General features: G+C 58.8%; 24 protein-coding genes and 1 tRNA gene. 19 read left to right on the top strand and 6 right to left on the bottom strand.

Going from position 1 to position 24,282, the window contains the following annotated elements:
- Positions 1-44 precede the first annotated feature (44 nt).
- On the top strand, positions 45-968 hold the full coding sequence (locus ACJ8KE_RS00500) for a DMT family transporter (RefSeq protein ID WP_028127759.1): 924 nt from the start codon (positions 45-47) through the stop codon (positions 966-968).
- Positions 969-971: 3 nt separating this feature from the next.
- Positions 972-1,274 carry a hypothetical protein gene (locus ACJ8KE_RS00505; protein ID WP_033639734.1) on the top strand — a complete coding sequence of 101 codons (303 nt, stop codon included), beginning with the start codon at positions 972-974 and terminating at the stop codon, positions 1,272-1,274.
- Between the two features lie 11 nt (positions 1,275-1,285).
- Here ACJ8KE_RS00505 and dsdC read toward each other — a convergent pair whose 3' ends face one another.
- The 3 genes from dsdC to ACJ8KE_RS00520 all read right to left on the bottom strand — a co-directional run bounded on the left by dsdC (position 1,286) and on the right by ACJ8KE_RS00520 (position 4,563).
- On the bottom strand, positions 1,286-2,215 hold the full coding sequence (gene dsdC / locus ACJ8KE_RS00510; RefSeq protein WP_016926831.1) for a DNA-binding transcriptional regulator DsdC: 930 nt from the start codon (positions 2,213-2,215) through the stop codon (positions 1,286-1,288).
- A 465-nt stretch (positions 2,216-2,680) separates the two neighbouring features.
- Positions 2,681-2,932 carry a CsbD family protein gene (locus ACJ8KE_RS00515; RefSeq protein ID WP_016926832.1) on the bottom strand — a complete coding sequence of 84 codons (252 nt, stop codon included), beginning with the start codon at positions 2,930-2,932 and terminating at the stop codon, positions 2,681-2,683.
- Between the two features lie 134 nt (positions 2,933-3,066).
- Positions 3,067-4,563 carry a PAS domain S-box protein gene (locus tag ACJ8KE_RS00520; protein ID WP_442517055.1) on the bottom strand — a complete coding sequence of 499 codons (1,497 nt, stop codon included), beginning with the start codon at positions 4,561-4,563 and terminating at the stop codon, positions 3,067-3,069.
- Positions 4,564-4,791: 228 nt separating this feature from the next.
- Here ACJ8KE_RS00520 and ACJ8KE_RS00525 point away from each other — a divergent pair, with 228 nt between their 5' ends.
- From ACJ8KE_RS00525 to ACJ8KE_RS00540, 4 genes are all read left to right on the top strand, one after another.
- Complete coding sequence (locus tag ACJ8KE_RS00525; RefSeq protein WP_028127757.1) at positions 4,792-5,760, top strand: DUF4013 domain-containing protein; 969 nt, start codon at positions 4,792-4,794, stop codon at positions 5,758-5,760.
- Positions 5,761-5,766: 6 nt separating this feature from the next.
- The gene (locus ACJ8KE_RS00530) at positions 5,767-5,988 is read left to right on the top strand and encodes a hypothetical protein (RefSeq protein ID WP_004936288.1); all 222 of its coding nucleotides are present in this window, start codon (positions 5,767-5,769) and stop codon (positions 5,986-5,988) included.
- Positions 5,989-6,691: 703 nt separating this feature from the next.
- Entirely contained in the window at positions 6,692-7,492 is an 801-nt protein-coding gene (locus ACJ8KE_RS00535; RefSeq protein WP_016926835.1) for a helix-turn-helix domain-containing protein, read from the top strand.
- Between the two features lie 20 nt (positions 7,493-7,512).
- Complete coding sequence (locus ACJ8KE_RS00540; protein WP_233504957.1) at positions 7,513-8,787, top strand: lactonase family protein; 1,275 nt, start codon at positions 7,513-7,515, stop codon at positions 8,785-8,787.
- A gap of 93 nt (positions 8,788-8,880) precedes the next feature.
- Here ACJ8KE_RS00540 and ACJ8KE_RS00545 read toward each other — a convergent pair.
- Positions 8,881-8,955: transfer RNA gene (locus ACJ8KE_RS00545), tRNA-Arg, on the bottom strand.
- A 129-nt stretch (positions 8,956-9,084) separates the two neighbouring features.
- Entirely contained in the window at positions 9,085-10,011 is a 927-nt protein-coding gene (locus ACJ8KE_RS00550) for a formate/nitrite transporter family protein (RefSeq protein WP_049300086.1), read from the bottom strand.
- A 229-nt stretch (positions 10,012-10,240) separates the two neighbouring features.
- Here ACJ8KE_RS00550 and ccmA point away from each other — a divergent pair, with 229 nt between their 5' ends.
- The 10 genes from ccmA to mlaA all read left to right on the top strand — a co-directional run bounded on the left by ccmA (position 10,241) and on the right by mlaA (position 18,094).
- Positions 10,241-10,873, top strand: coding sequence for a cytochrome c biogenesis heme-transporting ATPase CcmA (gene ccmA, locus ACJ8KE_RS00555; protein WP_016926838.1), 633 nt, complete (start codon positions 10,241-10,243; stop codon positions 10,871-10,873).
- Positions 10,873-11,532, top strand: a complete 660-nt coding sequence (gene ccmB, locus ACJ8KE_RS00560) for a heme exporter protein CcmB (RefSeq protein ID WP_305177822.1) — start codon at positions 10,873-10,875, stop codon at positions 11,530-11,532. Before ccmA ends, ccmB begins: the two co-directional genes overlap by 1 nt.
- 120 nt (positions 11,533-11,652) lie before the next feature.
- Positions 11,653-12,390 carry a heme ABC transporter permease gene (locus ACJ8KE_RS00565; RefSeq protein ID WP_004936270.1) on the top strand — a complete coding sequence of 246 codons (738 nt, stop codon included), beginning with the start codon at positions 11,653-11,655 and terminating at the stop codon, positions 12,388-12,390.
- Positions 12,387-12,623 (top strand): heme exporter protein CcmD, encoded by a 237-nt coding sequence (gene ccmD, locus ACJ8KE_RS00570; protein WP_016926840.1) that lies wholly within the window; start codon positions 12,387-12,389, stop codon positions 12,621-12,623. The genes ACJ8KE_RS00565 and ccmD overlap by 4 nt, the downstream gene beginning before the upstream one ends.
- Positions 12,620-13,114 (top strand): cytochrome c maturation protein CcmE, encoded by a 495-nt coding sequence (gene ccmE / locus ACJ8KE_RS00575; protein ID WP_004936264.1) that lies wholly within the window; start codon positions 12,620-12,622, stop codon positions 13,112-13,114. The genes ccmD and ccmE overlap by 4 nt, the downstream gene beginning before the upstream one ends.
- Complete coding sequence (locus tag ACJ8KE_RS00580; RefSeq protein WP_016926841.1) at positions 13,111-15,081, top strand: heme lyase CcmF/NrfE family subunit; 1,971 nt, start codon at positions 13,111-13,113, stop codon at positions 15,079-15,081. Before ccmE ends, ACJ8KE_RS00580 begins: the two co-directional genes overlap by 4 nt.
- Positions 15,078-15,629 carry a DsbE family thiol:disulfide interchange protein gene (locus ACJ8KE_RS00585; RefSeq protein ID WP_016926842.1) on the top strand — a complete coding sequence of 184 codons (552 nt, stop codon included), beginning with the start codon at positions 15,078-15,080 and terminating at the stop codon, positions 15,627-15,629. The genes ACJ8KE_RS00580 and ACJ8KE_RS00585 overlap by 4 nt, the downstream gene beginning before the upstream one ends.
- On the top strand, positions 15,626-16,093 hold the full coding sequence (locus ACJ8KE_RS00590) for a cytochrome c-type biogenesis protein (RefSeq protein WP_049300083.1): 468 nt from the start codon (positions 15,626-15,628) through the stop codon (positions 16,091-16,093). The genes ACJ8KE_RS00585 and ACJ8KE_RS00590 overlap by 4 nt, the downstream gene beginning before the upstream one ends.
- Positions 16,093-17,307, top strand: a complete 1,215-nt coding sequence (ccmI, locus tag ACJ8KE_RS00595; RefSeq protein WP_306376888.1) for a c-type cytochrome biogenesis protein CcmI — start codon at positions 16,093-16,095, stop codon at positions 17,305-17,307. Before ACJ8KE_RS00590 ends, ccmI begins: the two co-directional genes overlap by 1 nt.
- A gap of 28 nt (positions 17,308-17,335) precedes the next feature.
- Positions 17,336-18,094 carry a phospholipid-binding lipoprotein MlaA gene (gene mlaA / locus ACJ8KE_RS00600; RefSeq protein ID WP_033639746.1) on the top strand — a complete coding sequence of 253 codons (759 nt, stop codon included), beginning with the start codon at positions 17,336-17,338 and terminating at the stop codon, positions 18,092-18,094.
- Positions 18,095-18,212: 118 nt separating this feature from the next.
- Here the strand turns inward: mlaA and fadL are convergent, their stop codons facing one another.
- Complete coding sequence (gene fadL / locus ACJ8KE_RS00605; RefSeq protein WP_033634181.1) at positions 18,213-19,535, bottom strand: long-chain fatty acid transporter FadL; 1,323 nt, start codon at positions 19,533-19,535, stop codon at positions 18,213-18,215.
- A gap of 405 nt (positions 19,536-19,940) precedes the next feature.
- On the opposite strand from fadL, the gene ACJ8KE_RS00610 reads away from it, so the two are divergent.
- The 3 genes from ACJ8KE_RS00610 to fadJ all read left to right on the top strand — a co-directional run bounded on the left by ACJ8KE_RS00610 (position 19,941) and on the right by fadJ (position 23,909).
- Complete coding sequence (locus ACJ8KE_RS00610) at positions 19,941-20,237, top strand: YfcZ/YiiS family protein (RefSeq protein WP_072270911.1); 297 nt, start codon at positions 19,941-19,943, stop codon at positions 20,235-20,237.
- Positions 20,238-20,433: 196 nt separating this feature from the next.
- On the top strand, positions 20,434-21,744 hold the full coding sequence (gene fadI / locus ACJ8KE_RS00615; protein WP_016926848.1) for an acetyl-CoA C-acyltransferase FadI: 1,311 nt from the start codon (positions 20,434-20,436) through the stop codon (positions 21,742-21,744).
- On the top strand, positions 21,744-23,909 hold the full coding sequence (fadJ, locus tag ACJ8KE_RS00620; RefSeq protein WP_016926849.1) for a fatty acid oxidation complex subunit alpha FadJ: 2,166 nt from the start codon (positions 21,744-21,746) through the stop codon (positions 23,907-23,909). The genes fadI and fadJ overlap by 1 nt, the downstream gene beginning before the upstream one ends.
- Positions 23,910-24,282 lie beyond the last annotated feature (373 nt).

Genomic DNA, 24,282 nt, shown 5'->3' on the forward strand with positions numbered 1-24,282 from the left:
CGACGGCAGCCTGTGATTATTTCAACGGCGGCGAGAATCCTATTATGAATGCAAGAATCGGTATTGACGGCAGGGCTGCGGCCGCCATGGTGGTGCTTTGCGCCATCTGGGGAATGCAGCAGGTGGCGATCAAGGCTGCCGAGGCGGATGTGTCGGCGGTGCTGCAAATTGCCATTCGCTCGGGTCTCGCCGCGTTGGGGGTATACCTGCTGGCGCGTTGCCGCGGCGAGTGTTTCACCTGGGATCGCGCCACGCTGAGCGCCGGTTTGAGCGTAGGGGCATTGTTCGCGCTGGAGTTCTTTTTTGTCTCCGAAGGGTTGCGCTATACCAGCGCCTCGCATATGGCGGTGTTTTTGTACACCGCGCCGCTGTTTTCCGCCCTTGGCCTGCATTTCCTGATCCGTCAGGAGCGCCTGTCGCCGCTGCAGTGGCTGGGCATGCTCATCGCCTTTGGCGGCGTGGTGCTGGCCATATCGGGCATGGCCGAGGGAAGCGGCGGGGCCGATCGGCTGAAAGGCGATTTCTATGGCCTGCTGGCGGGGATCGCCTGGGGCGGTTCTACCCTGGTGATCCGTACCACGCGCCTGGCGGAGTGCCCGGCCAAACAGACGCTGCTGTTCCAGTTGACGGGCGCCTGTGTACTGCTGTCGCTGCTGGCGCTGGCGACGGACAATTTGCACGTCGTCCTGAGCCCCGTGGCCTGGAGCAGCCTGTTGTTCCAAACGGTGATCGTGTCGTTTTTCAGCTACCTGATCTGGTTTTCACTGTTGCGCCGTTATCAGGCTTCCTCGCTGGGCATTCTCACCTTTATGACGCCGGTATTCGGCATCCTGGCGGGGGCCGTCATTCTCGGCGAACCATTGCAAATTGAATTTGTATTGGGTGCCGTGCTGATCGTACTGGGGTTAATCGTAGTGAGTTGTTCATATCTTATTTATGTTGACCGAAGGGTGGCACCAAAAATATAAATTATGGATGTTGATGTACAGAACTACCAAATAAGCTGCGAAAGCCAATTCATTATTCAGCTGCAAATATCCCGCTATGCCTGGGGCGTGCCGCTGATTACGCTCAGCGATAACGGTGATTTTACCGTAATAAGAAGCCGGGGTTGGGCGAGGTTGGCTAATGGGATGCAATTGGAGGTTTATTATTTTGCCAATAATACCCTGCTGGCCTGGGATAAAAACCGCAAATATATCTCTTATTCAAAGGCTGGCCGGCTCTACGCCTGCGCGCTGCATTTTTCTTATTCTCCCAAAATAGAGCGCTAACCCTCCGGCCATCAGACCAGAGGGGAGATTTTCATGATCCACTGCTTAAACGCGAGGATCTTCGGCCACTGCCGCTCGGAGATGGTCGAGGTAAAATAGCAGTGTTCGCAGGGCACGGTCATATCGGCGAATGGAATGATCAGCTCGCCGCTTTTGATCCAGTCCTGCACCAGATTAAGCCGCCCCATGGCGACGCCAAGGTGCCGCGTAGCGGCCAGCACCGCGAGATCGGAACGGTCGAACTCCATACTTTTACTGTCGGTATCCAGTCCCAGCGCAAAGTGTTGTGACCAGGTTTGCCACTCATCTTCGCCGGAGTTGTAGCGATCGTGCAGCAGCGTACAGTGAGCCAGGTTTTCCGGCGCACTATACAGATTGTGTGCGGCGGCGTACTGCGGCGTGCAGATCGGCACCATCGATTCCTGCATAAAGGCCTCTTCCAGATGCCGCCCCGAGCGCAGTTTGCCGAAGTACATCGCCAGATCCACGCCGCGGTTGGCCAGGTTGATGATTTCCTGCCCGGTCAGAATGTTGAGGTGAATGGTGGGGTGTTGGGCGATAAAGTCGCCGATGCGCGGCAGCAGCAGACATTGCACCAGGGACGGGTGCGAGTAGAGGGTCAAGGTCCCCGTCAACTCGCGATTTTTAATGTCCAGGATTTCCTGATTCAAGGTGTTGAAGGAACTGTCCAGCGCCCATTGCATGCGCTCGCCCTCCGGCGTCAGCGTAATTCGGCGATGAAAGCGTTGGAATAGCAGAAAACCCAATTCCTTTTCGAGCAAATTAATGCGGTGGCTCACGGCGCTGGGGGTGATCGACAATTCTTGCGCCGCCAGCGCAAAAGATAAATGACGGGCGACGCATTCGAAAGTATGTAGCCGGGAAAATTGATAGCTGGTCAGCGGGGTTGCCCGCTGCGAATGTTTTTTACTGGGGAACATGCTATTTCTCCATGCGCATAATACGGCAATGTTAACATTTAATGGCGCGGAGGATAAACCCAGACTGATTGATATATTCAGTTTTTACGCTGAGAGATATCGTTATGTTGAAGGGAAATTCACTTGCTTGCATAACAACCGGAAATAACAGGCAGTGGGCGCACTGAGTGAGAGGGTTATGATAATCAGCAATAGGACGAATATAATAAAAAGACGTGCCGTTAAGCAGCGAGTAAAGACGGTGTGCGCAGCCTGAACGATAAAGGCTCATGTTCCCTGCGGGATATAACGTTTTCGCCGCAATAATTTGTCGCATGGCGACACAGAATACGCGTTAATCCCAGCGGCAAACGAGCGGAGGCATCAATCGATAATACTGCGCCCCCTCAGGCCGATAGAACTGCGCCCGGTGGTTACCCTCCGGGCGCGACATTCAGGGAAAAGCGGTTTGCTCGCCGGCGCGTATCAACGGCGGCGCAGCAGCAGGCCGGCCAACAAACCTGCGCCGGCAACGAGTGCCAACGCGGCGAGGGGGTTTTTCTTCATCATACCGCCGGCGCAGCTCAGGGCGTCGCCGTATTTTTCTTGCAGCGCGCCCACTGCCTGGCGCGTGACGCCTTCGGCCTGCCAACGTTCGTTACCGCTGACGTCACCTGCGATTTCCTGCGCTTTGCCCGCCACTTTGTCCATCATGCCATTGGCTTTTTCGCTGTTCATTATGATGTGCTCCTAAGGTTCGATCCGTTTGGCGTTCGCACAGAGCGAAAGCCTGCATTTGCACCGCCATGTTATGCACTTCACTTTTGGCCTATAAGGGGCGTTTGCATCTGTTTGGGTAGTGCATTTGCAGGCTACTTGCCGTTCCTGGAGGCCGCTCCGCCGGTAAACAGCCCGCGCTCTCTGGCCCAGACGATGGCTTCGCTGCGGCTGTGCACGCCGAGTTTGGAATAGACCGTCGCGACATGATTGCGGATGGTGTTGAGCGCCAGATTGAGACGCGCCGCGATTTTCTTGTCCGGCAGCCCCTCGCAAATCAATTCCAGCACATCGCGCTCGCGTGGCGTGAGATTGCTGGCGGTGAGTCCAGCCTGGTCGGGCCGGTTGATGCTTTTCACGTTGGCCAGTTTTTCGATCAGGGTTTGGCTGAACCAGGAGGCGTCCTGCATCACTTCTTCGATGGCGCTTACCAGCTCCAGCTCCGAGCGTTTGCGTTCGGTAATGTCCATGAGCACCAGCAGATAACAGGGCGCATTGTGGATGCTGACGGCATCCGCCGAGGCCACACAGTCAATCGACTCGCTCCCCTTCTTGCGCACCCGGATGTCCAGCCCTTCGACGTTGCCGCTTTTTTCCAGGGCGGCAAACAAACGGCGGTTCGCCTCCGGATCGTCAATAAACGGGATCTCTCCGACCGTCTTGCCGATCAAGTCTTCGGCGGCGTACTCGGTGGCGCGGGTGAAGGCTTCGTTGACATCCAGCACGCGCCGTTCGTGCGCGGTACATAACAACGTCGGCACCGGGCTCAGGCGAAATGCCTTGGCGAACCGCTCTTCACTTTCTCGCAGCGCCGATTCCGCCTGGCGTCGGGGTTCGAGATCGGTGAACGTGAACAGCATGCAGTCGTCTTCATTGATATCCAGCGGTTGGCCGGCAACCACCACCAGCTTGCTTCCTCCGCCGGGCAGTTTCAGCTCGGCCTCCATCTGCGGGATGGTGGCGCCTTCCCCCAGGCGCTGCACCGCCAGCTCTTTGTGCTCCGCCTGTTCCAAAACGTCGAGTTCATAAACCGAACGCCCCATGACCTGTTCACGCTGATAACCCGTCATATCAAGGAAGCCCTGGTTGACCTTGACGTAGCGCAGGTCGCTGAGCCGACAAATGACCGCCGGCGCCGGATTGGCGTTGAAGGTTTTTTCAAAACGCTGTTCGGCGCTGGCCCACTCCGTCGCGTCGCTCAGGATCAGCGCCAGCAGCTCCGGCTGCCCCTGCGCATCGGTGATAATCAGGCTCCGCAGGCGGTGCACCCAGAAGCTGTCCGGATCGTCGACCTGCCGAACCTCCACCACCACATCGGTGAAGGTTTCGCCTTCGGCAACCCGGTTCAGCGGGTACTGTTCCAAAACCAGCGGATGATTGTTGCGATAGCGCAGGGCAAAACGCGCCGCGTACTCGCCGGCATCGGCCCCCAGAGCTTTCTGATGACTCACGCCATGCATGGCCAACGCGGCCTCGTTGGCCCATAGCAAGGTTTGATCGGTATCCGTCAGGATCACGCCGTCGGACAAGCCGGAGATGATTTGCTGCAGGTGGCCGCGGTGGGTTTCGCTGGCCAAAACGGATTGGCTCATGTGTTCTCCGCTAGACAGAAGGGGGACGGCCGCTTAAGGGGGCCGCGGGTTACGCTACTCGCTGAGCAGCTTAGTGCATAACGTGCGTATTCGCAGGGTGTGAATGCACTAGGCATTCTGATGCAAATGAACCGGGACGGCCGACAACGCCGCGCGGCAGACTGAATTTGTCTGCGCGGTTATCCGCCGTGCGTGCAATCACTTGTCCAGAAAATATAAGGAACAACGATGACCACTGTCTATGAATCAAATCGCTTAGCGTTTCAGGTGTCATGGGGCTCGATATTGGCCGGGAGTGCCGTGGCGCTGGTGACTTATCTGACCTTCAGCGTGCTGGGCACGGCTATTGGCGCTCAGGCCGTGGATATGATGCAACAGGGCAACCCGCTGAGCGGCTTTGGCACCGGCACCGGGATCTGGCTGCTGGTTTCAACGTTGGCATCGCTGGCCGCAGGCGCGTTCGTCGCCGGCCGTGCCGCACCGAATCGCGGCGGCTTGCATGGTTTGCTGAGCTGGGCGATCACCACCTTGCTGACCACCTGGCTGATGGTTTCATTGGCGAGCGGCGTGGTGGGGCTGGCGGGCAGCGCGGTGGGCAAAGGGCTTTCGCTGGCGGGCAGCGGCCTGGCGGCGGCGGCGCCAAACGTGGGCGAAGGCCTCAAGCAGCAGCTGGATAAAAAGGGCATCAGCCTTGACTGGGGAAGCCTGGAAAATCAGTTGAACGCCACGCTCAAGCAGACCGGCAAACCGGAACTGGATCCGTCTCGGTTAGAACAGAAGGCCGATAGAGCGACCGCCGATGGCAAACAATCGGCCATGGACGCGGCTGCCGATCCGGCGCAGGCCGCCTCTGAGCTTAAGCAGTGGTTCGACCGCGTCAAGCAGTCCGGTGAGCCGACGTTGAGCGCGGCCGACAAGGATGCGTTGGTGAATATCGTTGCGGCGCGCACCGGCAAGAGCCGCGATGAAGCGAGCCAAATCGTCGATAACTACGCTCAGGCTTACCAGCAGGCGGTGCAGAAAGTGGAAAAACTCAAGGCCGAGGCCGAACAGAAAGCGCGTGAAGCGGCCGATGAAGCGGCCAAACAACTGTCTCGCGCCGCGTGGGGGTCGTTGTTGGTGCTGCTGTTGGGCGCTGCGTTGAGCGCCGGCGTGGGGCGGATTGCCGAATCAACCCGCCGCACTGTCGCGCGGTAAGTTGAGATGAAAAAAAACCTGTCGTGCATCTCGCTGAATTATCGAAAAGTAGCGGGGGCCTCAGCTCCCGTGCTCGTCATCGATTTCTGCAACGAGAACAACGAGCGTTATACCCTGCGCTACAACCTGCCGCCGGATACTCCGGAGCGCACCGAGCGGCGGGTGTCTTTGCTGCTGTACCTGTTGCGCAAGCACAGATCCGCAGAGATCGACAACCTGGCTGATTAATCAGGCCGTTAATGAAAAGCCCTGCCTCGCGAGCCGGGCTTTTTGTTTGCGGCCGCCGGCCGTTCTGACAACAAGGCGCGGGCGAGTCGGCTCGGTATTTTGCCGGGGGAGAGATGGGCGATTCATGGGCGTAGACAGGGTTCCCAATGGGCGCGGTTTGTAAAATAGGGCATCGAGCAAGGTTTGTTAAGATATCCGTTTTCTCTGCGCAGGAACGATAAAAAAGAAACGCGCTATTGCGACGCGAGATTATAGAGACCGATGTTCAGCCTTGAGCTTATCCCTCCCGTCTTCTTTGACTGCCGGCCATACTTTTATATCTCTTCCGCAGTACGTTTTATCGGCGGGCCAAGCATATAAAATGCGTTTTCATTTGTGATGATGAAATTCCTATTCGGCCATGAAATCTGGCTGTAAAAAACACTTTAAGGTAAAACAATTAGCAAAAAGTGTGATTCTACCTGGCGTGGCAAGTGCATCTTTGATGAGTGCACTTTACGCGAGTTGATTTTGTTTTATGGGTTTCTTGCGGAGAGATTTATATAACATGATCATTTTCAGTTATTTATGCGATAGTTTTTCCTATGCCGAAAAAAATGAATTGACAGGCTGGTTTTTTTTAGGATTAATCTTAATGACTTGGTTTGGTTGGTTAACGATTTTAATAAAAAGGACGCGAATCTTATAAAAGCAAGGAGCACATATGGATTACAGAAAAGATATTCTTTTGCAGGTATTGGAATATATGGAAAAGAATATTGTTGAGGGGCTGTCAGTTGAAAAGGTTTCCATTATCTCAGGTTACTCTAAATGGCATTTGCAACGGCTGTTTAAGCATTATTTTGGTATAACGCTAGGGACTTATATAAGAAATAGAAAACTGAGTCGCTCTGCTATTCTGCTCAAACAGCACCAAGGGAACATATTGGATGTCGCCCTGGCATCCGGGTTTGCCTCACAACAATGTTACACGCGGGCATTCAAACGTTTCTTTGGCGAAACGCCCAACAGCTTTAGAAACAGCCGGGGGTGGGATTTTTCCACGCAGATCCCCCCGTATGGCAACGATAAGAAACCCTATTTCTACCACACGGTCATGCCGGATGACATTGAGATGTTAAAGCATTACAAATCGCTGATTTTTCATTCTATAAGAAAATTCAGAGATGCCGGCGACATTGCCCAGACCAATGAAAAATGGTTAAGCAAGCAGCGGGGGGCATGTAATGTGGAAAAGAAAAGGAGTAATAAATGGCATTCCAACAGCAAGGGGCAAGAGGTTTTCCATTCCATTTTTAACTTCTATATCCCTATGGGTAAATATATTGTCATTCCCTTTACGGGGGAGTTGTCAGAATATATTGACTTTTTCGATGTAATGTATGACGCTTATCTGCCAGCTATCAATGTCAAAATGCGGGAGAGCTTTTTTATAGAGTTATACAGGCAAGAGGATCTAAATGGGAAGGTTGTCAATGTCGATATACTTATTCCTGTGACATAGTGATGAGGCAAGAAAACATCATGAATAGAGAAAAACCTCTCGACTCGATTAATAAGCGGCCTCAAGCTCGCTTTATGCTATCTTCTATATTGTCTGCACCTGGCCGAACAATCGTTGCCGGCTTAGGTCGGCCGGGCATTCAATTAACTGCGGTGTTAATTTTTCTCATGTTTTCAGGAAATGCGATGGCCAATAATCGGGAACATCAGCAAATAGCGTTAGTCGGTACCTGGACCCATATTCCGGATGCGCCTGCGGTGCAGAAACCGGCAAGACCCAGTGAAGGGCTCTATCGCCTGACGGTTAATGGCGACGGCACGTTAACGCTGCTCGACGTGGTTAAAATGAAAAGCCCATCGTGGATCGTAAAATCTCGCGATGGCCGTTTCGCCTATGCCACCAATGAGGAGAACGCGGGAACGGTGACCGCCTTGGCAATAGACGACGCTGGCAGCGTGCGGGTGCTGAATACGGTGAACAGTGCGGGCCAGCAGCCGACGCACGCCACCCTCAGTCCGGATGGCAAGTTTCTGTTTGTCGCCAACTACTCCGTCGCCAAAGGCGGCGCGGGGATGACGGTATTGCCAATTGGCAGTGACGGCAAACTGGGTGAACGGGTGCAGCATTATCCGTTTATATCAGGTTCTGGCGTCGTGCAGGGGCGCCAGGAAGGGGGCCATGCGCACTCAACCACCTTCAGCCGCGATGGTAAATATCTGTATGCGGCGGATCTCGGCGGGGACAAGCTGCACGCCTATCGCTATCGCTCGGATAGCGCACAGCCGTTACAGGCGGATGCATCGCGCGATGTCAGCTTTGCGCCAGGCGCCGGCCCAAGGCACATGGTGTTCTCGCCGAAAGGCGAGTATGCCTATGTCATCACCGAAATGGCGGGTGAAATCGAGGCGTTTACCGTCAGTGACCATCGATTGACGCTACAAGGAAAAGTGAAACTGAACGGCGGGCAGGATTCCGCGGAGGCGAAAAGCGGCGGAGCCATTATCCTCAGCCCGAGCGGGAGATATCTTATTGCCACCAATCGCGGTGCCGATAACCATTTGCTGGTATTAAAAATTGGTGGGGATGGGCTGCCAGGGGAGACGACGCGCTATGAGGCCGGCGGCATTGAGCCGCGTGCGCTCGCTTTCGATGCCACCGGCAACCATCTTTATGTCACGAACGTGTTCACCAATACCGTTACGCTGTTCGATTTCGATGATGAGACGGGCGAGTTGAAGGCCAAAGGTGAGGCGGCGACGATTTCTACGCCGACGGATATCAAGTTTTTCAATTAATGCCAATCATAACGCGCGGAGGAAATCGGGTCTGAGGCGTGGAGAAGGGGGATTGCGGGTGCGGATGATGGGGAATGGCTTGATAATAAATAATGGTGTCCCCGACTGGAATCGAACCAGTAACTAGCCCTTAGGAGGGGCTTGTTATATCCGTTTAACTACGGGGACGCTGCGGGCTGGCAACCGAAGCTGCCGAGGCATTATACCTTTTTTTACCCGCAGAATAAGCGCTTAGCGGCGCGTTTGCTCAATACCTCGCCAGTTAGCGCCGAAATTTCCTCGCCTAACCGACGGCGATCACGGTTTTTCCCCGCCGTGGCGCCGTTTTTCCTGTTGCTGACGCGCCGCCCGTTTTTGGGCGCTCAAATCGTTGCGGATCTGCGCATGGCTTATCAACGCAAAGATAAAGGTGCCGCCGATGATGTTGCCCGCCAGCGTCGGCAGGGCGAACGGATAGACGAATTCCTGCCACCCAATCGCGCCGTTGAACACCAGATAGAGGATCTCTACCGAACCGACCACGATATGGGTCAGATCGCAAATCGCCACCAGGTAGGTCATCAGCACGATCACCCAGATTTTCGCTCCGCCGGCGGCCGGGATCATCCATACCATGGTGGCGATGATCCAGCCGGCCAGGATGCCGTTGGCGAACATTTCTCCCGGCGTATGGCGCATCACCTCTTCGCCCAGGCTGATGAAGGCGCCGCGCGTTTCGGCGTCGAACAGCGGCATATGGGTAAACGCCAGCGCCGCCAGCCCGGTGCCGATCAGGTTGCCGAGCAGCACCACGCCCCACAGGCGCAGCAGGATCAGCAGGTTGCGCGGCGTGGGTTTGTGCATGATGGGCAATACCGCCGTGACGGTGTTTTCGGTAAACAGCTGCTGGCGCGCCATAATGACAATGATAAAACCGAAGGTGTAGCCGAGGTTCTCGATGAAAAAGCGGCTGGGATCGTCCGGCAAGCGGGCGTGGAAAATGCCTTTCGCCGCCAGCGAGGCGCCCATCGACAGCCCGGCGGCGATCGCCGACCACAGCAATGCCAGCCCGTCGCGCTCCAGCTCTTTTTCGCCTTCCATCCGGATCTGTTCATGCACCGCCGCCGCGCGCGACGGCAGATTCTCTTCCCTGACTTCGATTTCGCGCTTGCCCTGTTCCTGTTCTTCGCTCTCTACCCGCATCGTCTCATCCTGCTCGTGCTCCTGGCGTTGCTGTTCGTTCATGCTGTCGCTCCTGCTCAATAAGGGTGAGGTCACGTCATTAAGCGTAGTTGCCCGGCCTAAATGCGGCGAAATACAGAAAAAGGTAACAAGAGTTAAAATCCGCCGCTTTTTTCCGCGCATTCTTGATCCTGCTCGCCATATTGGCCCCTCGGCGCGCCCCCCGCGGGCTGCGTGTGGTGAAAGGCTTATGCTATGATTCGCTATCCCAAAGAAAAATATGAGTTCCCCGATGCTGGAAGCCAAAAGTCTGAGTTGCGTGCGTGATGAACGCATCCTGTTTAGCGAGCTAAGCTTTTCAGTTCAGCCGGGCGATATCATTCAGGTAGAGGGGCCGAACGGCGCGGGCAAGACCAGTTTGCTGCGCATCCTCGCCGGTCTGGCGCGGCCGGACGGCGGTGAGGTGTGCTGGCGCGGGCGTGACACGCTGCGCGCTCGCGCGGATTACCAGCAAGATTTGCTGTTTATCGGCCATCAACCGGGCATAAAAGCCGTATTGACACCCTTCGAAAACCTGCAGTTTTATCAGGCGGTGCGCGGCGCGGTCGAGCATCAGGCTATCTGGCGCGCGCTGGAGCAGGTGGGGTTGGTGGGCTACGAAGATCTGCCGGTGGCGCAGCTTTCCGCCGGGCAGCAGCGGCGCGTGGCGTTGGCGCGCCTGTGGCTCAGCGCGGCGCCGCTGTGGATCCTCGATGAGCCGCTAACGGCGATCGATAAACAGGGCGTGGCCGATTTGATTAGCCTTTTTGAGCAACATGCGCAGCGGGGCGGCATGGTATTGTTGACCACCCATCAGGATTTGGCCGGCGTCAGCCAAACGGTGGGCAAAATTCGTTTGGCGGAACACGACGCGGGGAGTTTGTGATGTTTTTGACCCTGGTGCGTCGCGAACTGAAAATCGCCTGCCGTAAAGGTTCGGAGATCGTCAACCCGCTGTGGTTTTTCCTGATTGTGATCACGCTGTTCCCGTTGGGGATTGGCCCGGAGCCGCAGTTGCTGGCGCGCATTGCGCCGGGCATCGTATGGGTGGCGGCGCTGTTGGCCTCGCTGCTGTCGCTGGAGCGGCTGTTTCGCGACGATTTTCTCGATGGCTCGCTGGAGCAACTGTTGCTGCTGCCGACGCCGCTGCCGATGACGGTGCTGGGCAAAGTGTGTGCTCACTGGGTCGTGACGGGATTGCCGCTGCTGATCCTGTCGCCGCTGGTGGCGCTGCTGTTGTCGCTTGATATGCAAACCTGGCTGGCGGTGGCGGGTACGCTGCTGCTCGGCACGCCGACGCTGAGCCTGATCGGCGCTATCGGCGTGGGGCTGACCGTCGGCCTGCGCAAAGGGGGCGTGCTGCTCAGCCTGCTGGTGCTGCCGCTGTATATCCCGGTGCTGATCTTCGCCACCGGCGCGATCGACGCCGCCGCGATGGGCATGCCGATCGACGGTTACCTGGCGATACTCGGCGCGATGCTGGCGGGCAGCGTGACATTGGCGCCGTTTGCCACCGCAGCGGCGCTGCGAGTGAGCGTGCACTAGCTAACGTATTGAATGAACAGACGGGGCTGGGCCGGCAAGAGCGTACCCCGCAGAAGATTTTCGCCGTTTCGAACGCTCGAGGCGGCCGACGCATAAAAATTACCGTGAGCACTGACGACAATGTGGAAATGGTTACATCAACTGGCGCGGCCTGAACGGCTGTATCATGTCTGCGGCCGCTTTATCCCCTGGCTGGGGCTGGCGGCGGCGGCCTGCCTGCTGCTTGGCTGGGCCTGGGGCTTTGGCTTCGCGCCGAAGGATTATCAGCAGGGCGACAGCTTCCGCATCATTTATATTCACGTGCCGGCGGCCATGTGGTCGATGGGCATCTATGCCTCGATGGCGGTGGCGGCGTTTATCGGCCTGGTGTGGCAGATGAAAATGTCCGATACCGTGGTGGCGGCGATGGCGCCGATCGGCGCGGTGTTCACCTTTATCGCGCTGGTGACCGGCTCCGCCTGGGGCAAGCCGATGTGGGGCACCTGGTGGGTATGGGATGCGCGGCTGACCTCCGAGCTGGTGCTGCTGTTCCTTTATATGGGCGTCATCGCGCTGTATAACGCTTTCGAAGACCGCCGCCTGGCGGGCCGGGCCGCCGGCATTCTGGTGCTGGTGGGCGTGGTGAACATTCCGATCATCCATTTCTCCGTCGAATGGTGGAACACGCTGCATCAGGGCTCGACCAACATGCAGCAATCCATCGCGCCCAGCATGCGCACCCCGCTGCGCTGGGCGATCCTCGGCTACCTGCTGTTGTTCGTCACGCTGACGCTGATGCGCCTGCGCAATCTGATCCTGTTCCAGGAGCGCCAGCGCCCGTGGGTCGCCGGGCTGGTGAACAAGGAGCGTCAGTCATGAATGCCGCATTCGATTCCTGGCCGGCGTTTTTCGCCATGGGCGGTTATGCCTTCTATGTCTGGCTGGCGGTCGCCGCCACGCTGATTTCGCTGTTGGGGCTGGTGGCGCACACCGTCTGGCAGCGGCGGCAGTTGCTCGCCGAGATCGGCCGCCGTCAGGCGCGCGAGCGGCGCATTCGCCATGCGCAACAATCAAAACAAAAATCCGCCGCACCGCGGGAGAAATCATTGTGAATCCACGTCGTAAAAGCCGCCTTTATCTGGCGATCGTTGTGCTGATCGGTATTGCGCTGACCGCGACCCTGATGCTGTACGCGTTGCGCTCCAACATCGATCTGTTCTATACCCCGGGTGAGATCCTGCAGGGCAAGGGCGAAAATCATGAGAAGCCCGAGGTCGGCCAACGGCTGCGCATCGGCGGCATGGTGATGCCGGGCTCGGTGAAACGCGATCCCAATACGCTGCAGGTCAGCTTCAAGATTTACGACGCGCGCGGCGCGATCGGCGTGACCTACACCGGCATTCTGCCGGATCTGTTCCGCGAAGGGCAGGGCGTGGTGGCGCAGGGCGTGCTGGGCGAGGGCAACGTGGTCAACGCGCGCGAAGTGCTGGCCAAGCACGACGAGAAATATACGCCGCCGGAAGTGGCCGACGCGATGAAAGAGAATCACAAAGGGCCGGCGGAAGCGTATAACGCGCCGCAGGCGGAGGGCGCCAAGTCATGATGCCGGAACTGGGCAGTTTTCTGCTGTGCCTGGCGCTGGCGATCGCGCTGCTGCTGAGCATTTACCCGCAGTGGGGCGCGGCGCGGCAGGACAGCCGCATGATGGCGGTGGCCCGCCCGCTGACCTACGGCATGTTCGCGGCGATTGCGCTGGCGTTCCTGTGCCTGGTGCATGCCTTCGTGGTCAATGACTTTACCGTCGCCTACGTGGCCACCAACTCCAATACCCAACTGCCGGTGTATTACCGCATCGCCGCCACCTGGGGGGCGCACGAAGGTTCGCTGCTGCTGTGGGTGCTGCTGCTGAGCTGCTGGTCGCTGGCGGTGGCGTTGTGCAGCCGGGCGATGCCGCAGGACGCGGTGGCGCGGGTGCTGTCGGTGATGGGCATGATCACCGCCGGCTTCCTGCTGTTCATCATCATGACCTCCAACCCGTTCACCCGCACGTTGCCTAACTTCCCGATCGACGGCAGCGATCTCAACCCGCTGCTGCAGGATATCGGCCTGATCTTCCACCCGCCGCTGCTGTACATGGGCTATGTCGGCTTCTCGGTCGCCTTCGCGTTCGCCATCGCCTCGCTGATGGCCGGCCGGCTCGACACCGCCTGGGCGCGCTGGTCGCGCCCGTGGACCACCGCCGCCTGGGTGTTCCTCACGCTGGGCATCGTGCTCGGATCGGCCTGGGCCTACTATGAGCTGGGCTGGGGCGGCTGGTGGTTCTGGGATCCGGTGGAGAACGCTTCCTTTATGCCGTGGCTGGCCGGCACCGCGCTGATGCATTCGCTGGCGGTGACCGAGAAACGCGGCACGTTCAAAGCCTGGACGGTATTGCTGGCGATCACCGCTTTCTCGCTGTGCCTGCTGGGCACCTTCCTGGTGCGCTCCGGCGTGTTGGTCTCGGTGCACTCCTTCGCCTCCGATCCGGCGCGCGGCATGTTTATTCTCGCCTATCTGGTGATCGTCATCGGCGGTTCGCTGCTGCTGTACGCGGTCAAGGGCGGCCAGGTGCGCAGCCGGGTGCAGCACGAGACTTTCTCGCGCGAGACCTTCCTGCTGGGCAATAACGTGTTGCTGATCGCCGCCATGCTGGTGGTGCTGTTGGGCACGCTGCTGCCGCTGGTGCACAAACAGCTGGGGCTGGGCAGCATTTCGATCGGCGAGCCGTTCTTCAACACCATGTTCACCTGGCTGATGGCGCCGTTGGCGCTGCTGTTGGGCATCGGGCCGCTGGTGCGCTGGCGCCGCGATGAGCCGCGCAAGCTGTGGCGCCGCCTCGGCGTGGCGCTGCTGGTGACGCTGGTGCTGTCGATTCTGCTGCCGTGGCTGCTGCAGGACAGCATCGCCGGCATGACGGTGGTGGGTCTGATCATGGCGCTGTGGGTGATCATCCTGACGCTGATGGAGCTGCATGAGCGCGCCACCCACCGCCACGGTTTCTGGCGCGGTCTGCGGCAGCTGTCTCGCAGCCATTGGGGCATGGTGCTCGGCCACCTCGGCGTGGCGGTGACGGTGATCGGCATCGCCTTCAGCCAGAACTACAGCGTGGAGCGCGACGTGCGGATGAAGGCCGGCGACAGCGTGGATATCCACAATTATCACTTCGTGTTCCGCGACGTGCACGACATTCGCGGCCCGAACTACAGCGGCGGCGTCGGCATCATCGACGTGACGCGCAACGGCAAGCCGGAGGCGACGCTGCATGCGGAGAAACGCTACTACAGCGTGGCGCGCAGCATGATGACCGAGGCGGCGATCGACGGCGGGTTCAGCCGCGATCTGTACGCGGCGCTGGGCGAGGAGCTGGAAGACGGATCCTGGGCGGTGCGTCTGTATTACAAACCCTTCGTGCGCTGGATCTGGTTCGGCGGCGTCTTTATGGCGATCGGCGGCCTGCTGTGCATTCTCGACCCGCGTTATCGCATGAGCAAAAAGCTCAAGCGCGAAGGCAAGCTGGAGGCGCAATCATGAAGCGTAAGCTGCTGTTTATCCCATTGATACTTTTCCTGCTGTTGGTGGCGGCCCTGATGGTGCAGCTGACGCGCAACGCGGGCGGCGAAGATCCGACCATGCTGGAGTCGGCGCTGATCGGCAAACCGGTGCCGACCTTCAAGCTGGAATCGCTGGATCAGCCCGGCAAAACCTACGATCAGGCGGTGCTGCGCGACGGCAAGCCGATCTTGCTCAACGTCTGGGCCACCTGGTGCCCGACCTGCCGCGCGGAACATCAGTATCTCAATACGCTGGCGGCGCGCGGCGTACGGGTGGTCGGCCTGAACTATAAAGACGATCGCGCCAAGGCGGTGGCCTGGCTGAATTCCCTGGGCAATCCCTATGCGCTCAGCCTGTACGACGGCGACGGCATGCTGGGGTTGGATCTCGGGGTGTACGGCGCGCCTGAGACCTTTCTTATCGACGGCCAGGGGATCATTCGCTATCGCCACGCCGGCGACATGAATGAGCGCGTCTGGCAGCAGGAAGTGCTGCCGCTGTATAAAAAGTACGGGGGTGAGGCATGAGGTTGATTGTTCTGCTGTGCGCCGCGCTGCTGAGCTGGAGCGCCGCCGCGGCGATCGATACCTATCGCTTCAACTCCGTCGAGCAGGAGCAGCAGTATCGCGAGTTGACCGAACAGCTGCGCTGCCCGAAATGCCAGAACAACAGCATTGCCGATTCCAACGCCATTATCGCCGCCGACATGCGCACCAAAGTGTACGAGCTGATGATGCAGGGGCAAAGCAAGCAGCAGATCATCGATTACATGGTGGCGCGTTATGGCAACTTCGTCACCTACGAGCCGCCGGTAACGCCGGCGACGCTGATCTTGTGGATCGGCCCGCTGCTGTTCGTATTGATCGGCGGGGCGGTGGTGATCCTGCGCACCCGTCGCAAGCCCGAGGCGGCGGTGGACGATGCATTCTCCGAACGGGAACGGCAGCGCCTGGCGGCGCTGTTGCAAGAGACTGACAGGAAGAAACCCTAATGGCTTTTTGGCTGATTATTTGCGTGTTGCTGGCCGGCGCCGCCGCGTTGCTGGTGGTGCCGGCGATGCGCCACGGCAAGCAGAGCGCCGCCACGCGCGATGCGTTGAACAAGGCGTTTTATCAGGATCGCCTCAGCGAGTTGGAGCAGGATGAGCAGCAGGGCGTGGTAGCCGAGCGTCCGGAACTGGTCAAAGAGCTGCAACAGAACCTGTTGAACGATATCCCGGCCGAGCAGATGGCGCAGGCGAAACCGATCAACCGCTGGGCGCTGGTGCCGGGCGTGCTGTTATTGCTGGTGGTGACCGTTGGCTTTTATCTGAAAACCGGCGGGCTGGCGCAGGTGCTGGACTGGCGCATGGTGCAGGCGCAAATGCCGGAATTGCGCGAGCGCGTCGCCAATGAGCGCGCCAAACCGCTGAGCATGGAAGAGATTGCCCGTCTCGGGCTGGGGCTGCGCACCGCGCTGCAGCAGGACGATCGCAATATCAACGACTGGATGATGCTGGGGCGCGTCGGCATGGCGTTGAACAATGCCACTACCGCCACGCAGGCCTTTGCTCATGCTTATCAATTGGATCCGAATAGTCTGGAAGTGCGGCTCGGCTATGCCGAGGTCTTGACGCGATCCAACGATCCGGAGGATAACAAGCAGGCGACGCAGCTGTTGCGGCGCATGATCGCGGAAAACCACAGCGATCCGCGGGTGCTGAGCCTGCTGGCGTTCAATGCCTTCGAACAGGGCGATTTCAAACAGGCGATCGGCGCCTGGCAAGTGATGCTGCAGCTGCTGCCGGCTAACGATCCGCGCGCGGAAGTGATAAAGCGCAGTATTGCACAAGCAAAAGCCCAGGCCGGCGGAGAAACTGTTAAACTGAATGTGACTGTTTCACTGTCACCGCAGGCGGCGAAAGCCATGCCGCCGCAGGGGACGCTGGTTATCTCGGTGACCGACGGCGTCAGCCCGGTGCCGGTCGCGGTAAAACAATTGCCGTTGAGCCGTTTTCCGCTGTCTTTCTCTCTGGACGACAGCAACGCCATGATGCCCGAGCGTCTACTCTCGGCACAGCATCAGGTGCAGGTGCGTGTGCGCCTCTCACAGGACGGATTGGCCACGCCGCAGCCGGGGGACTGGTTCGGCGAAAGCTCGCTGCAGACATTCAGCGGTAAAGAGCTGGTTAGCGTTCAGATAAACAAGCAGGTCCCTGAAAAATAAGACCGAACGTGTTTTTATGGAGAAAAATATGAACTTTCGCCTGACTGGGGTGGCATTCGCAGCGGCATTACTGGTGGGCTGTGCCAGCGCGCCAGACAATGAGCCGCAAGGGCGTTCCGATCCTCTGGAAGGATTTAACCGGACGATGTTCGACTTCAACTACAACGTCCTGGATCCTTATATTCTGCGTCCGGTCGCGGTGGCCTGGCGCGACTACGTGCCGATGCCGGCGCGTAACGGCATCAGCAACTTCACCTCCAACCTGGAAGAGCCAGCCAGCATGGTCAACGCCTTCCTCAAGGGCGATCCCTACCGCGGGATGATCCACTTCAACCGTTTCTTCCTGAACACCCTGCTTGGGATGGGCGGTCTGATCGACGTGGCCGGCATGGCCAACCCGAAACTGGCGCGCGAAGAACCGAACCGCTTCGGCAGTACGCTGGGCCATTACGATGTGGGTTACGGCCCGTACGTGATGTTGCCGGGCTACGGCAGCTTCACGCTGCGTGACGAAGGCGGCGACTTTGCGGATACGCTGTATCCGATGCTGAGCTACCTGACCTTCTGGATGTCGGCGGGCAAATGGGTGGTCGAGGGTATCGAAACCCGCGCTCAACTGCTGGATTCCGACGGCCTGCTGCGCAACTCTTCCGATCCTTATGTCATGGTGCGCGAGGCTTACTTCCAGCGCCACGATTTCATCGCCAACGGCGGCTCGCTCAAGCCGGAAGAGAACCCGAACGCCAAGGCGATTCAGGGCGAACTGGACGAGATCGACTCGCAGTAATCCCGGGCATTATGCCAATGAAAACCCGCCGTCAGGCGGGTTTTTTTTATGCCGGCGGCAAGCGGCAGGCAAAGAAAAAGCGCCCCAGGGGGCGCTTTGGCATCCATCTCAGGCGAGATTAGAAGCGGTAGTTGAAGTTGGCGCCGTACAGCCAGGCTTTACCCACCGAGTTGAAGGTGTAAGGGCCTTCGTTGATGGTGACTTTCTGGCCGTGCATGTAGGACACGCCGACATCAACCGAGGCGTCTTTGTTGAACGCATAGGTAGTACCGGCACTCAGCCAGAAACGGTCCTGATCGGGAATGGAGATCGAACGGTTTTGGGCGGGCACCGGGCTGTCATCGAAGGCGATACCGGTCCGGAAGGTCCAGTTGTCGTCGTAGAAGTAGGTGGTGCCCAGCGCGATACGGTAGGCATCGCGGAAGCCTTCATGCTTCTCGAACAGGGTCTGGCCGTTGTTGCCGGTGGCTCTCAGCTCCTGGAACTGGCTCCAGCTGGTGTAAGCCAGGCTGTAGTGGATAGCCCACTGCGGCGCCACTTTGTTGTAACCGGACAGCTCCCACATTTCCGGCAGGTTCAGATCCAGAGAGCCCGGAATGGTGCTGCCGTTGGTGCCCAAAGGCAGGCCGAGGGAACCCAGAATTGGGTTATAGGCCGATGGCAGGCTGCTCTTGTAATCGCCGTCAAACTTGATTTTCACTTCGGAGCGATAGGTGAAGCCGTAACGGTTGTTTTCGTCCACTTCGTACAGAATGCCGGCGTTCCAGCCGTAACCCCATTTATCGCCTTTCAGATGCGAAATCTGGGTATCAGCCGGGATCTGTGATACCGGACCGGCCAGCTGCGGCGGTAATTGGCCGGAACCTGCGATCAGTTTCGGCAATTCACCGGCGTAGCGTTCCAGTTTGGCTTTGGCGTACACCGCATCGAAGCCCAGACCGAAGCTGAAGTGTTGATTCAGACGGTAGGCGCCGCTCAGGTTGAGGTTAACGGTAGTCAGATCGGTCTTACCGCCGTAAGCGCCGGCGGTATAACCGTCGTTGAATTCGGTCGCCAAACCGAAGTTGCTGGTGACCGAGCCGCCTACGGCGAACTGATCGTTAATCGGGTGAACATAATGCAGGTTCGGCACCCAGGCGACAGGGGCGATATTTTTGGAGTCCAGGCTGGCGCCGGAAGGCGATTTGCCGGTGATGTCAACGTCCGGGTCGATGAAGACTGCGCCGATGGACAGCTCGGGACGGGTATACATCATCAACAACGCCGGGTTGCGGCTTGCGGAAGCCGCCGTATCCGCCATGGCGCCTTCGCCAGAATACGAACGTCCTAAACCAGCTGATGAGAACTCATTCAGCTGGAATCCTGCGGCAGACACGTTTGAAGAAATAATTGCCACTGCAGCTGCGAGAGCTGATTTAGTCAATAGGTTTTTCTGGCTCATGACCAAAACCTCATTATGTGTTTATTATTTAAACTATTGTTACACGAAGTAACAAGGAGCGCGGGATTGTAGGGTCCGTTATCGTTCAGACAAATCAGACCAGTGGCTGAAGTATAGGTCTGACCTGTGAAATTGTTGCAAGTTTGTTTTTGAAATATTTCCAACCTGATATCAAAAAAGAGATCTGCTTAACAAAAAGACAGCGGTAAATAACAAAATTCTTACCGTTCCTTAGCAGACGCTCATTTTTATTTGTGATTTCCATCACTTAAAACACCCAGTAAAAGTAAGTGCTAGTGATTGCCGGCGTGGAAGCGTAAAATACCCGCAGAATTTTGTGGCTTTGTGCCGGTGAGTGAAACGGCAATTTGGGCTGATAACAGAGGCCCTTGAGGAGAACCAATCATGTCAGATGCAATTAATAAATGCAGCGCCCAGGAAACCGCCGCGTGTTGCTGCGTGGATGTCGGCACCGTGATGGATAACACCGATTGCACCGCGTCCTACAGCCAGGTGTTCGGTAATCAACAAGATGCGGAGGCGATGCTGGCGGCCCTGAGCGAAAAGGCGCGCGCGGTCGAGTCCGATCCTTGTGACATCAGCAGTAGCATTAAACCGGTTGACGGCGGCGTGCAGTTGGAGGCCGATTTCACCTTCGCCTGCCAGGCGGAAACCCTGATCTTCCAGCTCGGCCTGCGTTAATCCCCGCTTTACCCCCGGCGCCGCCTGCTGCGCGCCGGGGATTTCCTTCTCCGCCTCGTTCCCCATAGAAAGTGCGCCTGCTCGCAGTTTTGATCTCTGCCGGTTTGCCAAATGTAACCGTTTGGTTAACAATGACCTCATCAGGTCAGACCTCTTTCTGCCCATTGCGCTGACGTTATTTTCTTCAGGAGCATTTATGAGTAAGGCACTGCCGTTGGTGACCCGTCATGGTGACCGCATTGCGATTGTGAATGGACTGCGTACCCCCTTTGCCAAACAGGCGACTGCCTATCACGGCATTCCGGCGGTGGATTTAGGGAAAACGGCGGTGAGCGAGCTATTGGCGCGCAGCGGCATCGATCCAAAACTGATCGAACAGCTGGTGTTCGGCCAGGTGGTGCAAATGCCCGAGGCGCCGAACATCGCGCGTGAAATCGTGCTTGGCACCGGTATGAGCGTTCATACCGACGCTTACAGCGTGTCGCGCGCCTGCGCCACCAGCTTCCAGGCGATCGCCAACGTGGCGGAGAGCATCATGGCCGGCAGCATCAGCGTCGGCATCGCCGGTGGGGCGGACTCTTCTTCCGTCTTGCCGATCGGGGTCAGCAAGGCGTTGGCGCGCACGCTGGTGGACGTCAACAAGGCGCGCACGCTGTCGCAGCGTCTCAAACTGTTCAGCCGGCTGAAATTCCGCGATCTGATGCCGGTGCCGCCGGCGGTGGCGGAGTATTCCACCGGTCTGCGCATGGGCGATACCGCTGAGCAGATGGCGAAAAGCCACGGCATCACCCGCGAAGCGCAGGATGCGCTGGCGCACCGTTCCCACGAACTGGCGGCCAGAGCCTGGCGTGAGGGGTGGCTGCGCGATGAGGTGATGACGGCCTACGTGCCGCCTTACCGCGCGCAGCTTTCCGAAGACAACAATATCCGCAAAGACTCCAGCCTGGCTTCCTACGCCAAGCTGAAACCGGCGTTCGATCGCAAGCATGGCAGCGTCACCGCGGCCAACAGCACGCCGTTGACCGACGGCGCGGCGGCGGTATTGATGATGAGCGAATCGCGCGCCAAAGCGCTGGGGCTGCAGCCGCTCGGCTATCTGCGCAGTTTCGCCTTCGCCGCCATCGACGTGTGGGAAGACATGCTGCTGGGGCCTTCTTACGCCACGCCGCTGGCGCTGGATCGCGCCGGCATCGGTCTGGCCGATCTGACGCTCATCGACATGCATGAAGCTTTCGCCGCGCAAACGCTGGCTAACCTGAAGATGTTCGCCAGCGAAGCGTTCGCCCGCGAGAAGCTTGGCCGCAGCCAGGCGATCGGCGAGGTGGACATGGACAAATTCAACGTCTTGGGCGGTTCCATCGCCTATGGCCACCCGTTCGCCGCCACCGGCGCGCGCATGATCACCCAGACGCTGCGCGAGCTGAAACGCCGCGGCGGCGGGTTGGGCCTGACCACCGCCTGCGCCGCCGGCGGGTTAGGCGCCGCGATGATCGTGGAGGTGGAATAATGAGTGCCGAAAACGCATTGCACGAACAGCGGGCCAAACCATCGGCCTTTCAGCTGACGATTCGCCCCGACAATATCGGCGTGATCACCATCGACGTGCCGGGCGACAAGGTCAATACACTCAAGGCCGAGTTCGTCGAACAGGTGAATGACGTGCTGATCCGGGCGCAGCAGCATACCGCGCTGGAAGGGCTGGTGATCGTTTCCGGCAAGCCGGACTCGTTTATCGCCGGCGCCGACATCACCATGATCGCCGCTTGCACCAGCGCCAAAGAGGCGGAAACGCTGGCCAAGAAAGGGCAGAGCACGCTGGCGCAGATCGCCGCGTTCCCGGTGCCGGTGGTGGCCGCCATCCACGGCGCCTGCCTTGGCGGCGGCCTGGAGTTGGCGCTGGCCTGCCACGGCCGCGTCTGTTCGCTGGATGACAAAACCGCGCTCGGTCTGCCGGAAGTGCAGCTGGGCCTGCTGCCGGGCTCTGGCGGCACTCAGCGCCTGCCGCGCCTGATCGGCGCCGCCAAGGCGCTGGACATGATCCTGACCGGCAAGCACATTCGCGCCCGCCAGGCGCTACGCATGGGGCTGGTGGACGACGCCGTGCCGCAGTCGATCCTGTTGCAGACCGCCATCGAGCGGGTGAAACAGGGCTGGAAGCATCAGCGCGAGCTGCCGTGGCAGGATCGCCTGCTCAATGGCCCGCTGGGCAGAAATCTGTTGTTCAGCATCGTGCGCAAAAAAACGCTGGCGAAAACCCACGGCAACTACCCGGCGGCGGAGCGCATTATTCAGGTGGTGCGCACCGGGCTGGATCACGGCAGCGCCAGCGGTTATGAGGCCGAAGCGCGCGCCTTTGGCGAGCTGGCGATGACGCCTCAGTCGGCGGCGTTGCGCAGCCTGTTCTTCGCCTCCACCGCGCTGAAAAAAGAGCGGGGCGGCAATGCCAAGCCGCATGCCCTGCATCGCGTCGGCATTCTCGGCGGCGGCCTGATGGGCGGCGGCATCGCCTGTGTCACCGCCACGCGCGGCGGTTTGCCGGTTCGCATCAAAGACATCAATGAAACCGGCATCAATCACGCGCTGAAATACAGCTGGGATGTGCTCGGCAAACGGGTACGCAGCAAGCGCATGCGCCCGGCGGAGCGGCAAAAACAGATGATGCTGATCTCCGGCTCTACCGATTACACCGGCTTTGAGCAGGCGGATATCGTGGTCGAGGCGGTGTTTGAGGATCTGGCGCTGAAACAGCAGATGGTGGCCGAGGTCGAAGCAAACTGCGCGCCGCATACCGTGTTCGCCTCCAACACCTCTTCGCTGCCTATCGGCCACATCGCCGAAAAGGCGCAGCGGCCGCAGCAGGTGATTGGTCTGCACTACTTCAGCCCGGTGGATAAAATGCCGCTGGTGGAAGTGATCCCGCACGCCGGCACCAGCGAAGAGACCATCGCCACCACCGTGGCGCTGGCGCACAAGCAGGGCAAGACCGCCATCGTGGTGGGCGACAGCGCCGGTTTTTACGTCAACCGCATCCTGGCGCCGTACATCAACGAAGCGGCGCGCTGCCTGCTGGAAGGCGAGCCGATGGAGTCGCTGGACAAGGCGCTGGTGGACTTCGGTTTCCCGGTCGGCCCGATTACCCTGCTGGATGAAGTGGGCATCGACGTTGGCACCAAAATCATTCCCGTGCTGGTCGAGGCGCTGGGGCCGCGTTTCGCCGCGCCGGCTGCGTTCGATGCGGTGCTGAAGGACGGGCGTAAAGGGCGCAAGAACGGCCGCGGCTTCTATCTCTACCCGAGCGAAGGGCAGCAGCGGCAGCGGCGTAAACGTGCGGATACCTCATTGTATACGTTGCTCGGCGTCACGCCGAAGTCGCACATGCTGCCGGCGACCGTCGCCCAGCGCTGCGTGATGATGATGCTGAACGAAGCGGCGCGCTGCCTGGATGAAGGCGTGATCCGCAGCGCGCGCGACGGCGATATCGGTGCGGTGTTCGGCATCGGCTTCCCGCCGTTCCTCGGCGGCCCGTTCCGCTATATGGACGAGCTCGGCGCCGAAAAAGTGGTGAAAACGTTGGAATACCTGCGCCAGCAGCACGGCGAGCACTTTGCGCCGTGCGAACGCTTGCAGCGCATGGCGCAGCAGGGCGAGCGTTTTTACCCGCAGGGGAGCTGAACGCAGGACGGCCCGATTTGCACTATAGTTGCAACAGGGTCGCGTTGTGATCGCCATCACTCCTTGCAACAGCGTCAGCCGGTGAGGCTGTACAGCAAGGCGCAGGCAGCGGTAAGTTAGCTTGACCGTCATCAATAAATTTCATGGCGGCAAGGTTAAAATTTAACCCGTTGAATTGATTGTTCTGTGAGCAATCGAGGTTTGCCAGGGGAGGGTTGCTGTAAAAAACAGCATTTTCTTTAGGCAAACTTTCAGGCAAAATGCCCGGCCGCCATAAAGAGACGGCGCGTTATCGTTTTAAAGCTTTGGCTTTGGGTTGGAAAACTCGGCGGTACAGCACGCACGGCGTTTCTGTATAGCGTTACTTTGTCAA

The organism is Serratia sp. CY56464 (genome assembly GCF_052168435.1).
Classification (GTDB): Bacteria; Pseudomonadota; Gammaproteobacteria; order Enterobacterales; family Enterobacteriaceae; genus Serratia; species Serratia marcescens.

Coding starts and splice junctions, on each gene's coding strand:
- ACJ8KE_RS00525 (WP_028127757.1), top strand. CDS start 4,792: ATGACCACTGTCTATGAATCAAATCGCTTAGCGTTTCAGGTGTCATGG.
- ACJ8KE_RS00530 (WP_004936288.1), top strand. CDS start 5,767: ATGAAAAAAAACCTGTCGTGCATCTCGCTGAATTATCGAAAAGTAGCG.
- fadJ (WP_016926849.1), top strand. CDS start 21,744: ATGAGTGCCGAAAACGCATTGCACGAACAGCGGGCCAAACCATCGGCC.
- fadL (WP_033634181.1), bottom strand. CDS start 19,535: ATGAGCCAGAAAAACCTATTGACTAAATCAGCTCTCGCAGCTGCAGTG.
- ACJ8KE_RS00565 (WP_004936270.1), top strand. CDS start 11,653: ATGTGGAAATGGTTACATCAACTGGCGCGGCCTGAACGGCTGTATCAT.
- ACJ8KE_RS00505 (WP_033639734.1), top strand. CDS start 972: ATGGATGTTGATGTACAGAACTACCAAATAAGCTGCGAAAGCCAATTC.
- ACJ8KE_RS00540 (WP_233504957.1), top strand. CDS start 7,513: ATGAATAGAGAAAAACCTCTCGACTCGATTAATAAGCGGCCTCAAGCT.
- ACJ8KE_RS00610 (WP_072270911.1), top strand. CDS start 19,941: ATGTCAGATGCAATTAATAAATGCAGCGCCCAGGAAACCGCCGCGTGT.
- ACJ8KE_RS00535 (WP_016926835.1), top strand. CDS start 6,692: ATGGATTACAGAAAAGATATTCTTTTGCAGGTATTGGAATATATGGAA.
- dsdC (WP_016926831.1), bottom strand. CDS start 2,215: ATGTTCCCCAGTAAAAAACATTCGCAGCGGGCAACCCCGCTGACCAGC.
- ccmB (WP_305177822.1), top strand. CDS start 10,873: ATGTTTTTGACCCTGGTGCGTCGCGAACTGAAAATCGCCTGCCGTAAA.
- ccmI (WP_306376888.1), top strand. CDS start 16,093: ATGGCTTTTTGGCTGATTATTTGCGTGTTGCTGGCCGGCGCCGCCGCG.
- ccmD (WP_016926840.1), top strand. CDS start 12,387: ATGAATGCCGCATTCGATTCCTGGCCGGCGTTTTTCGCCATGGGCGGT.
- ACJ8KE_RS00500 (WP_028127759.1), top strand. CDS start 45: ATGAATGCAAGAATCGGTATTGACGGCAGGGCTGCGGCCGCCATGGTG.
- ACJ8KE_RS00550 (WP_049300086.1), bottom strand. CDS start 10,011: ATGAACGAACAGCAACGCCAGGAGCACGAGCAGGATGAGACGATGCGG.
- mlaA (WP_033639746.1), top strand. CDS start 17,336: ATGAACTTTCGCCTGACTGGGGTGGCATTCGCAGCGGCATTACTGGTG.
- ACJ8KE_RS00520 (WP_442517055.1), bottom strand. CDS start 4,563: ATGAGCCAATCCGTTTTGGCCAGCGAAACCCACCGCGGCCACCTGCAG.
- ACJ8KE_RS00590 (WP_049300083.1), top strand. CDS start 15,626: ATGAGGTTGATTGTTCTGCTGTGCGCCGCGCTGCTGAGCTGGAGCGCC.
- ACJ8KE_RS00515 (WP_016926832.1), bottom strand. CDS start 2,932: ATGAACAGCGAAAAAGCCAATGGCATGATGGACAAAGTGGCGGGCAAA.
- ACJ8KE_RS00585 (WP_016926842.1), top strand. CDS start 15,078: ATGAAGCGTAAGCTGCTGTTTATCCCATTGATACTTTTCCTGCTGTTG.
- ACJ8KE_RS00580 (WP_016926841.1), top strand. CDS start 13,111: ATGATGCCGGAACTGGGCAGTTTTCTGCTGTGCCTGGCGCTGGCGATC.
- fadI (WP_016926848.1), top strand. CDS start 20,434: ATGAGTAAGGCACTGCCGTTGGTGACCCGTCATGGTGACCGCATTGCG.
- ccmA (WP_016926838.1), top strand. CDS start 10,241: ATGCTGGAAGCCAAAAGTCTGAGTTGCGTGCGTGATGAACGCATCCTG.